Genomic DNA, 14,417 nt, shown 5'->3' with positions numbered 1-14,417 from the left:
TCACCGTGAAATGGGCAATACTCGGCGGCGGACTGACTGGAATTACCCTAGCAAACCTGCTTCTTGAGGACGGGCATGAGGTCGTGGTCCTTGAAAAGGAAGCGGAGGCGGGCGGTCTCTGCCGGTCGATAACCGAATCGGGCTTCACCTTTGACATCGGCGGGTCCCACATCATTTTCAGCCGCGATACCGGTGCCCTCTCCCTGATGCACGATGCTCTCGGGGAGAACCGCGGAGAGAGGGACAGGAATACGAAAATCTTCTATAAAGGACGGTATGTCAAGTACCCGTTTGAAAACGGGCTCCACGAGCTGCCCCGGGAAGACTGTTTCTTCTGCATCAATGAATTCGTCAAAACGCTCATCGCGGTTGAAAAGGGAGAACTCCCGCCACCCGAAACGTTCCGCGACTGGATTTACTACACGTTCGGCAGAGGCATCGCCGAGACGTATATGATCCCCTACAATGAAAAGATCTGGAACTTTCCCGTCGACCGGATGAGCCTTCACTGGGTGGACGGGCGTATTCCCCGCCCCCCCGTCGAGGATGTGATCCGCTCGGCAATCGGGATCGAGACGGAGGGCTATACCCACCAGTCCCGTTTTTCGTACCCGGAGACCGGCGGGATCGAGGCCCTTGTCCGCGCACTCGCCAGACCGCTCGGAGATCGCGTGAAGACGGGGTATACGGTGCGGTCCGTCTCCCGCGACGAAACGGGGTTCCTGATCTCGGACGGGGCGGAGGCCGTGCGGGCGGACCGATGCATCTCAACCATCCCGCTTCAGGCCCTGCTCCCCGCTCTCTCCGGTGTGCCGGAGACGGTTGCCCGGGCCGTGGCGGACCTGAAGTACAACTCGCTCTGCTGCGTCTGCGTCGGCGTCCGGGGAGAGGTGCCGCCGTACTCGTGGCTTTATGTGCCCGAAAACGATCTCGGTGCCTTCAACCGGGTCTCGTTCCCCTCGAATTTCAGCACCCGCGTAGCGCCGGAAGGGCACTCCTCCATCCTTGTCGAGATCACCTACAATGACGGCGATGCGATCTCCCGGATGACCGACGGGGAGATAGCCGCTCATGCCCTGAAAGGCCTCGCTCTCATGGGAATTGCCGCAGAGGAGGACGTGGCCTTCACGAAGGTCGTGCACCAGACCTATGCGTATGTCGTCTACGACCTCGCATACCAGGAGACCATCCGGACAGTCCGCGATTACTTCGCGGAGCGGGAGATCGATCTCGTCGGGCGATTCTCGGAATTCGAATACCTGAATATGGACGGGTGCATCAGGCATGCCATCGACTTCGTGCGGGGCCGTGCATGAAGGTGAATTTCTTCGTCGAAGACATGCTTTTTTTCAAGTATATCGGGTGTGCGACAGCCGCACGATCCCTGTTCCGCTCGCTCGGGAAGCGGACCGATATCGACATTGCCTATAATGACAGTGGCGGGCCGTTCGACCTCGTGCATTACCATACCTTCGGGCCGTTTGCCCTCTTCCACAAAAAGCGGCACAACGGGATATCGGTCCTGACCGCCCACTCGACACCCCGGGTCAATGAAAACAATATAGCGTTCAGCAGGTTCATCAACCGGCAGTATCCCCGTATCTACGGATCCTTTGACCACATCGTGACAATCTCCGAATCCTGCAGGAGAGAGGTCGAGGCACTGGTGCCCGGCGTCCCCACCACGCTCATTCCAAACGGCGTCGACCGGGATTTTTTTATCCACGATACGGAGCGCAGGCAGTCGTTCAGGGAAGAGTACGGGATTCCCGGCGATGCGCTTGTCGTGCTGACCGTTGCCCAGCAGACACCGAGAAAGGGGATATACGACATCATGGCGTGCGCACAGAGGCATCCCGATATCACCTGGGTCTGGGTCGGCGGATTTCCCTATGGGATCTTTTCGAAGGAATATTATACGATCCAGCGGACAAAACGCGCTGCAGGGCCCAACATGATCTTCACCGGGTTCGTACCCGACATCCGGGACGCCTACAGCGCCGCCGACATCTTCTGCATGCCGTCCTATGCCGAGACGTTCGGGCTCGTCATCCTCGAGGCTCTCTCGTCCGGGCTTCCGGTCATCGCCCGCGACATTCCCGAATTCCGTGAAATTTTTGGGGATGACCTGATGTACTTTTCCGATCCCGACGGAATATCCGCACTCCTCGCCGATCCCCTCTCTCACCGGCAGTACGGAGAACGTGCCCGTGCCGCCACCGAGAGGTTCGATATCCGCGGAATTGCAGAACGCCACGTCGACCTGTACCGCGCTCTCACGGGACAGGTAAAGGGCATTACGCCGGAGTGACGCCTTATTCACCGCATCCGGAGAATCCATATCGCAATCGCACTCTTCACGGGGGCAGGGATCGGTGCGGTACTGACAGGCTTTCATCTCTTCGGTACCGAAACCCCGCTCATCATTTTCGGCGTCGTCTGCCTGCTGGCGCTGATAGCCCTCGATTATCTTGCCTGGGTGAGGGAGAGCTGAGATGCAACCGGAAGGCCGGCGTCTTGCAGGCCGTGGTTGTCCGTTTTTATGAGGATAACCCTTATGTAGGCGTCCCATCAACATGATTCACACACACGGCGTGCCCGAATCCCGGCAGGGATAATGCCACGCCGCATTCAACCCGAGAGACGATTACATCCCCGAGACCACTGCCATGACGATTTCTGTTGTTATCCCGACCTATAACGAAGAAAAAAACATCGAGCACTGTCTGGAGTCACTCCGAAGGCAGACCTTCTCCGAAGATGACGTCGAGATTATCGTCGTGGACGGTAATTCACAGGACAGGACCCGTGAGAGAGCCGAATCGCTTGCGGACCGCGTCATCATCCAGACAAGCAAAAAGGTGGGAGGTGCGCGGAACGACGGTTTTACCATTGCCCGCGGAGAGATTGTCGCCACGACCGACGCCGACTGCATCATCCCTCCCGAATGGCTCTCGGTTATCCACGACTCGTTTTCGAGGCACGACGATCTCGTGCAGCTCTACGGCACGGTGTATCCCCGCGAGGAAGGGATGAAACACCGGCTATCCCTCGGGTGCGCCAACACCTTCTCGCGAATCGGGTATCACACACGGACCCTCTATTATACACTCGGCTGCAACACGGCATTTGACCGCGAGGCATTCCATGCGGCAGGGATGTACCGGTGCATCGATGCGGGAGACGACCTCGAGATTGCCCAGCGGATGCGGAAAATCGGGAATGTCATGCTGAATCCGAGGATGCGGGTGCAGTTTTCGATGCGGCGGTACGAGCAGTTCGGGACACTCAAATCGCTGTACGAATGGGTTTATATCGTTGCACAGGGCGGAGATTCGGGAAAGGTTTCGTATTCCAAACGCCGGTACAAATAACATCCTGCGCAGGGCGGACCCCATCGCCCCGGTGCCGGCAGGGACGGTCATTCCTATAAAGGGAAAGGACATACTACACAGCATGACCGTCGAAGAAGACGCAGTAGGGACGGTTGCCTCGCTGATGGCGCTTTCCGCCCGGACGGCACCGAAATCGAAGGGAACGGATGTCCTTGTGATCACCGTTATCGGCCGCGACCGGCTGGGCGTGCTCGCCGACGAGATGCGGGCCCATGGGAAACAGTACGAAATCGGCTTTTTTCTGCGTGATGCGGAGAATGTCGCCAACAGTGATGCCTGCGTTATCATCGGCGCACGGGGCGGGGAAGTGCTGGGCCTGAACTGCGGCGGATGCGGATATCCCACGTGCCAGGAGATGAGCGAGGCATACCGGTATCCCACGACCGGCGAAAACACCTTTGGCGGTCCCAACTGCGTTCTCCGTATGGCTGACCTCGGAATCGCCGTCGGCTCTGCGGTCAAGACCGCTTCCATCCATAACGTCGACAACCGCGTCATGTACTCGGGAGGAGTCGGCGCACTCCGCCTCGGATGGCTCGAGGGCTGTTCCGTTGCATTCGCCATCCCGCTCAGGGTTTCGGGAAAGAATATTTACTTTGACCGAGCACATTAGCACATTTACGGAGAATTATCCATGCCTACGCTTAAAATCCGGGGCGGCGACCTTGATCTCGTCGAATACGAGTTCAATCCGTTTTTTCCCGGGGAAGAGATCTGGACGCCGGCACCGGGGAAGATATATACTCTCGCACCCCGGAAGGGGACGGTCACCGTCACGACACCGGCCCGGATCCACCTCAGTGTCCTTGACATGAACCGTTTCGCACCCGATCATCCGGGCGGTGGCGGAATAGGATTTGCAATTCAGGTATACTGTTCGGCCGACGTCACCTGTACGGAATCGGAGGTTCTGATCGACTATTCACGCGAACCGATCATCCGGCATTTCGTCGAAGTATTTAAAAAAGCCGTCGGATATACAGGCGGATTCCGCATTGTTGCCCGGGATCACGAGCATAAGCATGTCGGACTCGGTTCGACCGGTTCAATCCTCGTCTCGGTGGTGCACGGGATGAACATAGCTGTCGGATCCCCGCTCAGTGCGGAGGAGATCCGCATGCTTATCGGTAAAAATTATGTCGAGGAGACTGCCGACGGGAGGGTGACCCACGGGTTTGAAACCGGTGTCGGGCCTGCTGCGGCGACGTTCGGCGGCATGGCGGTGATGGGTGACGAGCTTGCCCTGGCCTGCCATCACCCGTTTGCTCCCGAAAAAAATGTGTATATCGTTATTCCGCCCACCGATGTCTCCTCCGCCGGCGAGCATGAATTTGATCTGCTCATGAACAGGGCACGGACCCTTGACTACCGGGATCGTGAACTCAAGGCATACCTGATTCTCATGGATTTCATTCCGGCGCTGTTCAGGGGAGATGTCGCACAGATGGGCAATATTATCTGGGAAATCGAATTCAGGGGCTCAAAACGTGCCGAAGTCGAGCACCACAGTTTCGAGATATACCACCTGATGAGCCGCCTTCGGGATGCCGGCCTGGAGTTTGTCGGGATGAGTTCGGTCGGCCCGTCAATTGCAATAGTCACCGCGCGGAGCGAACCGGAGATAAGGGAGATACTCACCCCAATGGGCCTTACCCTTGCGCTCCGGACATATGTCGACAACGAGGGAATGCAGATCAGAATGTGATCCTGCAGTAACCTTTCCGTTACGGCCCGAAAACGGGAGGGATACCACTCTCCGGCCACCCCTCCCGGCACACACGGAGCACGAGCGGGACTACGAGCGAAAGGAATACGATGTTTAGAAAAATACTCCTGCCAACGGATTTTTCACCCGATGCAGACCGGACAGTCCGGTGTATCGGGGATATGCGAATACCCGGGGAGATCGTCCTCCTCCATGTACAGAGCCCTCATGCATCACTCTCGTCCCTTCTGTCCGGCAGATCCGCGGCTTCCGAATACCAGGCGGCGGAAACTCTCCTCAAACAGCAGAAACGGGATCTCGAAAGCCGCGGGAAAACCGTGACGATCCGCATGGAACGGGCCGACAGGGATCAGACGGGCCGTACGATTCTCGCCGTGGCGCGCGAGGAGGAGCCGTCCCTGATTGCGATGGGGGCGCATGGGCGGGGCTTTATAGAAGGACTCTTCCTCGGCAGTGTTTCCGCCGACATCCTGCACAAGGCCGTGACCGATGTGCTCATTATGAAATACGCCACACCGGAAGGAACGGAGCCGATGCCTTCTGCCGGGCATCTCTGCACAAAAGTGCTCTGCCCCGTTGACTTTTCACGCCCCTCGGCCGAGGCCGTTACGGTCGCCGCCTCCCTTCCCGGGATTAAGCATCTCGTCCTTCTCCATATCATTCGGAGCGCGGAGAACCGGGAAGAACTCCGTCTCCGGATTTCCCACGCCGAACACGCCCTGCATACGCTGGAGAAGGACCTCAAAAAGACCATACCGACAGTGCAGCTCATCATCAGGTTCGGGAATCCGGCGGAAGAGATCGCCGATGTTGCCGAGGACGAAGACGTGTCCCTGATATTCATGGCGCGATATGGAAAACAGGACTATACGACGAACATCCCCATCGGGAGCACTGCCGCCGAGATAGCCCAGTCGGTACAGAGGCCGGTATGGGTCATGTTCCCCCGCATCATCCTCTGCATCGATGTCAGGGAACTCCGGCACGACGAGTTTCCGCTGGTCGAGGAGATCTGGGAGCATTACCACGGCCAGAAGACGGATCCCGCCACGGATCGGATTTTCGGGGTTTTCATCGAGGACACACTCTCCGCGGTTGCCCGATGCAGGCGGCATCCCGACGGTCTCGAGGTGGACGGCGTGTTCGTACCCGACGAGTTCCGGGACCGGGGGTATGCCCGGAAAGCGGTCCGGGCGCTGGTGGATGCATGCGGTTCCGATGTTCTGTACATGCATTCGACACTGGAGCTCGTGGCGTTTTACCGGACATTCGGGTTCGTCCCGATTCCCGAGAGCGAACTCCCTCCGACAATCCGGGACCGCTTTGCTTTCTCCCTCGGTGAACTGGAAGGCACGAATGTCCGCCCGATGAAACGCATGCCGTAAGCCTTTTCGCATGGCCTCCCGAATATGGCTGACGGTAATCATGGCATTTGATATAAAAAAAATCATCAGGGAATTGTGGGACGCACAGGGATACGGAAATCTCGCCGTCTACCGGGACGGCTCGACGCGGAAGGTGCAGCCGGACTTTGCGCCGGCTGACGGTGAGGAGGAGCCGGTGGCGGTTCTCAAACCGATGGCGCTCGTTGCGGAATTCCCGATGCTGGATCATGCGCTCGGAAACCGTGAACTGATCGAGAAAATCGAAGCGCTGCTCGGCTGACGTTTTTAAAAAAATTATTGTTTTTCCAGCAGTGCATTGATCGAGCGGGCGGCCTGCTTGGCGGCACCCATGGCCGAGATGACGGTGGCGGCACCGGTGGCGACATCGCCTCCGGCAAAGACGCGGGGCACCGATGTCGCTCCGTCTTCGCTCACGACGACATTGCCTCTCTTCCCCCTGAGAAGCCCGGGAATCAGGCTGACCAGCAGCGGGTTGGGGCCCTGCCCGATCGCTTCGATGACGACGTCGACATCGAGCGTAAACGCACTCTCCTCGACCGGAATCGGTGTCGGGCGTCCGCTCGTATCCGGGTGCTGCATCTCCATCCGCACGCATTCGATGCCGGTCACGGCAGGGCCGCCGAGGATCCGGACGGGATTTGCACAGCATATGAATTCGACGCCCTCTTCGCGGGCATTGGCGACCTCGGCCTGCCGGGCAGGGAAATCATCCTCTCTCCGCCGGTAGATCAGCGAGACCTTCGCCCCGAGACGGCGGGCGACCCGTGCGGCATCCATCGCCACGTTGCCGCCGCCGATCACCGCCACACGGCTTCCCCGCACCACCGGCGTATCGAATTCGGGGAACCGGTCGGCATGCATCAGGTTGACCCGGGTGAGAAACTCGTTTGCCGAATACACGCCGCCCAGCTGCTCCCCTTCGATCCCCATGAAGGAGGGAAGTCCCGCACCGGTGGCGAGGAAGACCGCATCATAGGCGAGGATCTCCTCGACCGGCACACTCCTCCCGGCAAGGTGGTTCAGGTGCAAATCGGCGCCGAGGGCAAGCACCTCCTCGATCTCACGGCCGACGATATCTTTCGGAAGACGGAAGGCGGGTATCCCGTAGGTCAGGACACCCCCGGCCTCATGCAGGGATTCGAAGATCGTCACCGCATGACCCGCCCGTGCACATTCCGCGGCGGCGGTTATTCCGGCAGGGCCGGAACCGATAATGGCGACGCGTTTTCCCGTCGGAGGAGCGACGGCAGGCAGGACAATCCCCTCTTCCCTTTCTCGGTCGGCAACGAACCGCTCCAGCGCACCGATGCGCACCGGTTCAGATTTGATGCCGAGGATGCAGACGCCCTCGCACTGCGACTCCTGCGGGCAGACACGGCCGCATATCGCAGGGAGCATATTCTGGTCCCTGAGAACTGCCGCCGCCCGGCGGAAGTCCCGTTCCGCCACGGCGGCAATAAAACCCGGTATGTCGATGCAGACGGGGCATCCTCCGACGCAGGCAGGCTTTTTGCACTGCAGGCACCGCTCTGCCTCGGCGACCGCTTCCTCTTCCGAAAGACCCAGGTCAACTTCACCGAAATCGCGGAGCCGCTCATCAGCCGGCCGTTTGCTCATTCGTGCCCCTCTCCGCCGCACCGGCACCGGTGCTCGTGATAGTGTTCGAGCGCCTGCCGCTCGGAATCAACGTAGATTCGCTGCCGCTGCATCAGCTCGTCGAAATCGACCTCATGTGCGTCGAATTCCGGTCCGTCAACGCAGGCAAACCGCGTCTCGCCGCCGACGGTCACCCGGCAGGAGCCGCACATTCCGGTCCCGTCCACCATGATCGGGTTTAAGGAAACAAATGTCTTGACGCCGAAGGGGCGGGAAACGCCCGACGTGATCTTCATCATTATCGCCGGACCGACAATCCAGATGGCATCGATTGCCTGCGTGGAGAGCCGTTCCTTCAGAATATCTGCCGGAAATCCGTGGAAGCCCCTGCTGCCGTCGTCGGTGCAGACGACCAGTTCGTCGCAGGCCTCCCGCATCTCGTCTTCCAGCAGGAGAAGCCCGGCATTTCTGGCTCCGATAATGCCGATGACGGTATTGCCGGCCTCTTTGAGCTCACGGGCGATAATGGGGGTGCAGGCGATTCCGACACCTCCGCCAATCACGACGCAGGTCCCCCATTTCCCTGTCTCCGAGGGGCGGCCAAGGGGGCCGGCAACGTCACGAATTGAGTCTCCCGGCGACATCGCGGCGAGCTGGGTCGTCGTTTTTCCCACCGCCATAAAAACGATACGGACAGAGTCTCCCTGCGCTGCGGAGATCGTCAGGGGGATGCGTTCCCCGTGCTCATCGATTCTCAGTACCAGGAACTGGCCTGCACGTGCATGACGGGCAACATGAGGCGCATGGATCCAGAATTCAAAAATATTATCGGCAATTTCCGCCGCCTTTTCGATACTATACACCGGGTTCACTCCAAAAAAATCACACTGCCGCTGTGGCCGGGCGCATTCCCGCCGCCCTCTCGCACCGAACGGGATTCATATGAATTCTGTCGAATTATTCGGGGTGAAAGAATAAAGATGTTTCAGTCGGGGATTACCCGGCAAACACCGCCTGACAGGATTACGGGCCCTCAGGGGCGAATTTGTGCACCTTTCTCACTTTTGCAGCGACACCGTAGGAGCTTTCCAGCATCTCCCGGGCGCCCATGACGGCGCGGCCGGTGGCGACGGCCAGATCGCCGGTGATAAGCACTTCGTCGCCTTCGCGGATGGCGGGGTCGGCATCCACGATGCCCGGGGCGAGAACGTCACCTTTCGGTACGAAATTATCGATTTTAATGCGATATCCTTCCGGAATCAGGTCCCAGCCCCCGAACGTAGGGCGGAGGAGTCCGGTGGCCGGATCAAGGCTGAAGAGCTGTTCTTTTCCCCGCACAACCTTCTGGTTCATCCATTTGCCTTTCAGCATGAGGCCGCGGGTATCGATGTCCGCTCCGAACTGCCATGAAACGCACCCGCGGATGATGTCGGGAACTTTTCTCCGCTCGCCCTCGAGAGCGGCACCGAGCGCATCGAGAGAAGCGGCATCGGTCGGATGCCCGCGGCAGGTACACTCGATCTCCGTGCCGCACCGGGCGGCTGCGTCGGCAACGATATCGAGGCTTCCTCCCTCCACGTGTGCGAGCACCCGCCGGTACCGGTGGCGCCCGAGATATGCGGCCAGCGTTGCCGCGATGAATTCCCGCTCTTCGCGATCCCAGTATCCGGTGACCGGGATGTCGTAATGCGCCGCGGGGTAGAGACGCTCCAGCTCGCGGGGCACGAGGCCCAGAGGCGAGGTCATGATCAGCTCGTGGGCCCGGTCGCGTATCGCCGCTTTCAACAGGTGGTGACTCCGGGACCCGGAGTACGGCTTTCTCGCGGAGCAGGGCAGAATGACCGCAACATCTGTCCGGTACGGGACATAGCGCCCGGTCACGCGATCCGCAAATCTCCGCACTTCCGGCCGCCGGAGGGACTCTGCGGTGTGCGCCAGAAACGGCGCCGTGCGCACGATCGGAGTCGAGGGTTCCGTGAAGTCGTATTCGACGTCGAAGAGGCGGAGCGCTGCGACGAAGGGTGCGTGCGCCCGGCAGCGCCTCTCGATGAATTCCCTGAGCTGCCCCCGTGCGAGGAACCGCGTCGAAACGGCAATCTCACGGACGAGAGCGAGCCGGTTATGCAGGCCGAGATCGCCCGCCGCACACCCGGGACACGGGCAGCCGCCGCCCGCGAGCCACTCCTCCGCCGGAAACTCACCCTCCGGCGTGCAGTAGAGATCCCGGGCGGTCATCAGGTCGACCGCGGTGAAATCGAAGAGATCCAGTCCCGAAAAGATGAGAAACGCAACACCCGACGGGAGGGCCGATGCGGGCGCGTACCAGACGGTGTCAGGCGGCACCCGCCCTTTCAGGTCCTGCAGCCAGCGGATGTACTGCCGGGGCTGGGCGAGTGCCGTGTGCCAGTTCCCGATCATCACCACGTCGCCCGACGAGGCGGTGCGGGAGGAGCGGGGATGCACCGCCACGACCGTCTCATAGCCGGGAAGGTACGCTTCGACAAACGCGGGGGGAGCCGACAGAGGCACATGTGAGTGCTTCAGCAGGGCCAGGTCGGAAAACCGCTCTTCCGCATCGATTGCCGCCGGGAGAGAGAGCGGCTCCCCCGCCCCGTAAAACACCCCCGCCCGTGCCATTCCGTCCCGGTGACGGATATCATATCGTGCCAAACCGCACCCCCGTAGTCCCGAGCTCCTCTTCGAAAACCGGCAGCCACGATTCTCCGGTGACGACCGTAAATGCCGAGCCGGGGTTCGCCGCGACAAGGCTTCGTATGCCGGCGCATCCCGCCCTCACCATATCCGCGTCCCATTCGGGAATTTCGCTCTGCCCGACAGGATAGGTCTCGGCAAGTTCGGGAGGATAGGGGCCGAAGGGCGGTTTGAACCGGAGCACCGTGTCGAACCCCTCTCCCGGCGGGGCGTCCTGTTCCGTGCAGGCGATCATGACCCGTTTTCCAACCGGAATCCGGTCCGCCGTCCGATGGTACCGGATCACCTCGGTCCGCCCGCAGCTCTCGCTGCCGCGATAGAAAAACCGGCGTTTCGAAACGCGGTCCTGTGCCTCGAGGCCGGGTGCGCGGGCAAGCAGCCGGCGGTAGCCGGACAACAGGCGGGGATGGTTCCGGCATCGCTCGTCCACAAGTTCCCAGAGGGTTCCGTCCTGGATCGACTGGCGGATGCGGGCGATTTCCGCGAGGGTTACGTGCAGATTGTGGAGAGCGAGCAGGCGTTCGCGATCCGGCGAGTCCCCGAGTTCGCGTGCGGTATGGCTGCGGCAGACCTCGCAGGCGCAGGGGAGCTCTGCGAGTTCGCCGATTTTCAGGCTGCCGTGCGTCGTCATGTACCGGCCTTCCCGGGCGTAGAGGGCATAGGCGGCGGAATCAAAGACATCGCACCCCATCGCCGCGGCAAGCGCGAGCATGGAGGGGTGGCCCGCTCCGAAGAGGTGGACGCAGGAAGAGGGAGAGAGGCCCTGTTTTGCCGCGAGCACGACGTCGACGAGCTCCCGGTACCGGTAGCTCTCCATGAGCGGGACGACCGCTCCGACGGGACAGAAGGTGACGCCGAGATCCCGCACCCGCCTGCCGGCATCTTCCCGAAGGTCGGTGAACCGTCCGCCCTGCACCGGGGCGGCGAGATGGCCATCGTCAACGACGGTCAGCGCTTCGCGTATCCTCTCCATCGTGAGATCAAGCTCGGCCCGGGCAACCGGATACTCGGCGCCCGGCGGTGTCGCGATGTCCATCGGCACGATGATCTCGCTGCCGATCGCCCGCTGGAACGCCACGGTCTCGGTGTTCGTAATCTCCACGTCGCCGTAGACCGACTGCTGGAAGGCGCCTGAATCGGTCATGATGACGCCGTCGAAGTCCAGCACGGCGTGGAGGCCCGATTCAAGGGCGGCGTCGCGGAACCGAGTGCTCTTGTAGAAAATATATGCATTTGTGATCAGCGCCTCGACGCCCATCCTCTGCATCTCCTTCGGTGTGATGAGCGGGATATGCGGGTTGATCACCGGCAGCAGCACCGGGGTCTTCACCGTCTTCGGCCCGACCCGCAGCTTTCCGCACCGTCCGGCGATGTCCTTGTGTAGTACTTCGAAATTGATAGCCATGGTATCATTCGTGGAATATCTGCCCCTCAAAGGTCAGTACGTCGATGTCGCTTCTGCGCCAGCAGCCCGGGGGAAGGCCCGCTTTCCGGCAGGTATGGTCGAGAAAGGTCGCCGCGTCCCACCCGTATTCGGTTGCGACCTGGGGAAGGAGAAGCCCGCCCGCCCCCCGTCCGGAGACGATAAGCCCGTGCCGGCCCGGGATGACTCCTGCGGCCCGGTCTTCGGGCTCACCGTTCAGCGGGGCGGGCACCGTCAGCACGGTGACCTCGATGGTGATTTCCGGGAGTTCGGCTGCCGTGACGGGAGGAAACCTCGGATCGCCGGTCGCCGCTGCAATCGCCGCTTCGCGCACCGCTTCACCGAGCGGAAGCACCGGGTACGGGTAGCCGATGCACCCGCGGAGATCTCCTCCGATCGTCAGCGTCACGAACACCCCGCGCCGGTCCGCAAACACCGCTCCCGACGGCGGCTGGGGTGCATTCCCTCCGCCGATACGCTCCTCGAGCGTCCGGCGTGCGAGCCGCACCGCATCCCTTCCCTCCTCCTCGGACAACAGCTCCATTACACGTAAATATCGCGCCCGTGAAATATAATAGGAGAGGGAGAGTGCGGCCGACGGTGGCAGCAATGCCGCTGAGGAAAGTCCCCCCACCTACCGGCCACGCAGCCGCACGCAAGTGCGGGTGGCGAGAGTCACGGCTCTGGCACAGAAACGACACGGCCCTTCCCGAGCGATGATGCGGACGACCGCTGAGCGGCGACGGAAGGGATTCGTTGGAACGGTGAACCCCTGCGGGTGCAAGCCAGAACAGGGCATAGGGACAGGTCGGTGTCCGCCCGGGTATGGCGCTTAGCTGAATGCCGCAATGAACAAAAGGGGGCTTACTCCTCCCACTCCGCTTTGGTTTTTGATCATTCCTGTTTGGATGTTTTTGGTTTGAATTCGATCCTTCGCACTTGATTGGCGGGTTATAGTTATCTTGTAATTTTTGAACCTCGATGATAATTAGATACGAGTAGACATTGAAATTGAAAATGGCGTTCTTTTTTAATAAATAATATCAATTAATTGAAACATCACTAACTTATGAAATTGGACTTGTATAAGGGAGGGTACTTTGAAAATGGAAAATTTTTTTCATTATCAAATCCTACTAAAGAACCTGATTTATTGTTAGGGTTGAATCCTGAACTAATTAATCTAATTCAAACAATAAACCAAGGCTCAAATGAAAAACTAATCATCAATCTGATTTGTATGCCCGATTTAGCATCTATGATTGATATCGGCGAATTAAATATATATCTAATATACAATGAAGCCTTTTTTTGCATAGCGTTTGGATATTATAATGCCGGTTTGCTCTTATTAGGCCAACTTTTCGAAGCAGTAGTGAAAGAGATAATTTTGATAAATTCTGGAAAATCTATTCCCCAAGCAACATTTGGTCAAGCCATTAAACATGTTGAATCGAAAAATTTGATGGAATATCAGGATATTTTAATTTTAAAAAAATTCAATCGAGAAATACGGAATAGCTATGCTCACTATAAACTTGAGGAAATAATTGGAAAAAATTTAAAAATCCCGATTTGGAAAATCAAAACCCAAAATGAAGGTGAGGAATTCAATCCAGAAAAATTTATAATAAATATGGGAAAAATTAGAAAAGATATTGAAAGTGGAAGAATTTCTCCCTCTTGGATAGATCCTTTAGAAATGTCTACTATCGCAGCTACAATTAAGGAAGATCTTGATAGAAAAAAAGCAATGTGGTGGATTTGGCAAACTAACCTTATTTTAGATATTTTTTCAAAGCTTTACTTATCCAAAGAAAAATATGAATCATATCTTAAAAAAGTTGGGTACCCATATCAAAATATCCCTGTGGTTAACTTGGTTTAAGGAATCCTATCAAAATTTTAATCGGACTATGTTTTTTGTATTTCTAAAGTTTCTTTTAGATTGACTAACTCTCCCATTTTTTCAGCCGTTACCGTATCCATTTATTCATAGTAACCGACTTATTGTTGAGAGCTTTTTTCTTCAGATCCTGATTAGGTTTTCTCATATTAATTTATCATTCATTCATAGTGCATAAATTATTTGAAGCTTCAAATGAATTAGGTAGCGTACACAAAGTGATGTAAAATTGAAGAGTCCCTGTATCCACTCT

At 58.2% G+C, this 14,417-nt stretch carries 13 protein-coding genes and 1 other RNA gene; 9 read left to right on the top strand and 5 right to left on the bottom strand.

The genetic code is table 11. The features are described from left to right. Positions 1-5 precede the first annotated feature (5 nt). The 7 genes from APR53_07165 to APR53_07135 all read left to right on the top strand — a co-directional run bounded on the left by APR53_07165 (position 6) and on the right by APR53_07135 (position 6,786). A complete protein-coding gene (locus tag APR53_07165; protein ID KQC05550.1) occupies positions 6-1,316 on the top strand; it encodes an FAD-dependent oxidoreductase in 1,311 nt (436 codons plus the stop codon). Continuing rightward, positions 1,313-2,311: a glycosyl transferase family 1 gene (locus APR53_07160; protein KQC05549.1), complete on the top strand. Its 999-nt coding sequence runs from the start codon at positions 1,313-1,315 to the stop codon at positions 2,309-2,311. Before APR53_07165 ends, APR53_07160 begins: the two co-directional genes overlap by 4 nt. Positions 2,312-2,669: 358 nt before the next feature. Further along, entirely contained in the window at positions 2,670-3,374 is a 705-nt protein-coding gene (locus APR53_07155; protein ID KQC05548.1) for a glycosyl transferase, read from the top strand. Positions 3,375-3,456: 82 nt separating this feature from the next. After that, positions 3,457-4,008: a hypothetical protein gene (locus tag APR53_07150; GenBank protein KQC05547.1), complete on the top strand. Its 552-nt coding sequence runs from the start codon at positions 3,457-3,459 to the stop codon at positions 4,006-4,008. 21 nt (positions 4,009-4,029) lie between these two features. Next, entirely contained in the window at positions 4,030-5,100 is a 1,071-nt protein-coding gene (locus APR53_07145; protein ID KQC05546.1) for a GHMP kinase, read from the top strand. 959 nt (positions 5,101-6,059) lie between these two features. Beyond that, positions 6,060-6,506, top strand: coding sequence for a GCN5 family acetyltransferase (locus tag APR53_07140; GenBank protein ID KQC05574.1), 447 nt, complete (start codon positions 6,060-6,062; stop codon positions 6,504-6,506). A 40-nt stretch (positions 6,507-6,546) separates the two neighbouring features. Beyond that, positions 6,547-6,786, top strand: coding sequence for a hypothetical protein (locus APR53_07135; protein KQC05545.1), 240 nt, complete (start codon positions 6,547-6,549; stop codon positions 6,784-6,786). Positions 6,787-6,800: 14 nt separating this feature from the next. Here the strand turns inward: APR53_07135 and APR53_07130 are convergent, their stop codons facing one another. The 5 genes from APR53_07130 to APR53_07110 all read right to left on the bottom strand — a co-directional run bounded on the left by APR53_07130 (position 6,801) and on the right by APR53_07110 (position 12,802). After that, the gene (locus APR53_07130; GenBank protein KQC05544.1) at positions 6,801-8,144 is read right to left on the bottom strand and encodes a dihydropyrimidine dehydrogenase; all 1,344 of its coding nucleotides are present in this window, start codon (positions 8,142-8,144) and stop codon (positions 6,801-6,803) included. Further along, positions 8,141-8,986 carry a dihydroorotate dehydrogenase gene (locus tag APR53_07125; GenBank protein ID KQC05573.1) on the bottom strand — a complete coding sequence of 282 codons (846 nt, stop codon included), beginning with the start codon at positions 8,984-8,986 and terminating at the stop codon, positions 8,141-8,143. The genes APR53_07130 and APR53_07125 overlap by 4 nt, the downstream gene beginning before the upstream one ends. Before the next feature lie 160 nt (positions 8,987-9,146). After that, positions 9,147-10,793, bottom strand: a complete 1,647-nt coding sequence (locus tag APR53_07120; GenBank protein KQC05543.1) for a pseudouridine synthase — start codon at positions 10,791-10,793, stop codon at positions 9,147-9,149. Then, positions 10,780-12,240, bottom strand: a complete 1,461-nt coding sequence (locus APR53_07115; GenBank protein KQC05542.1) for a 7-cyano-7-deazaguanine tRNA-ribosyltransferase — start codon at positions 12,238-12,240, stop codon at positions 10,780-10,782. The genes APR53_07120 and APR53_07115 overlap by 14 nt, the downstream gene beginning before the upstream one ends. 4 nt (positions 12,241-12,244) lie before the next feature. Next, positions 12,245-12,802 (bottom strand): hypothetical protein, encoded by a 558-nt coding sequence (locus APR53_07110; protein ID KQC05541.1) that lies wholly within the window; start codon positions 12,800-12,802, stop codon positions 12,245-12,247. A gap of 34 nt (positions 12,803-12,836) precedes the next feature. On the opposite strand from APR53_07110, the gene APR53_07295 reads away from it, so the two are divergent. Together APR53_07295 and APR53_07105 are read left to right on the top strand one after the other, a co-directional pair. Next, positions 12,837-13,137: archaeal RNase P (locus APR53_07295), an RNA gene on the top strand. 190 nt (positions 13,138-13,327) lie between these two features. Beyond that, complete coding sequence (locus tag APR53_07105; GenBank protein KQC05540.1) at positions 13,328-14,146, top strand: hypothetical protein; 819 nt, start codon at positions 13,328-13,330, stop codon at positions 14,144-14,146. Positions 14,147-14,417: the final 271 nt, after the last annotated feature.

The sequence above is a fragment of the Methanoculleus sp. SDB genome, assembly GCA_001412355.1.
Lineage (GTDB): Archaea > Halobacteriota > Methanomicrobia > Methanomicrobiales > Methanomicrobiaceae > LKUD01.
The sequence above is the reverse complement of the archived record's forward strand: the minus strand, read 5'-3'. Positions and strand labels throughout refer to the sequence as shown.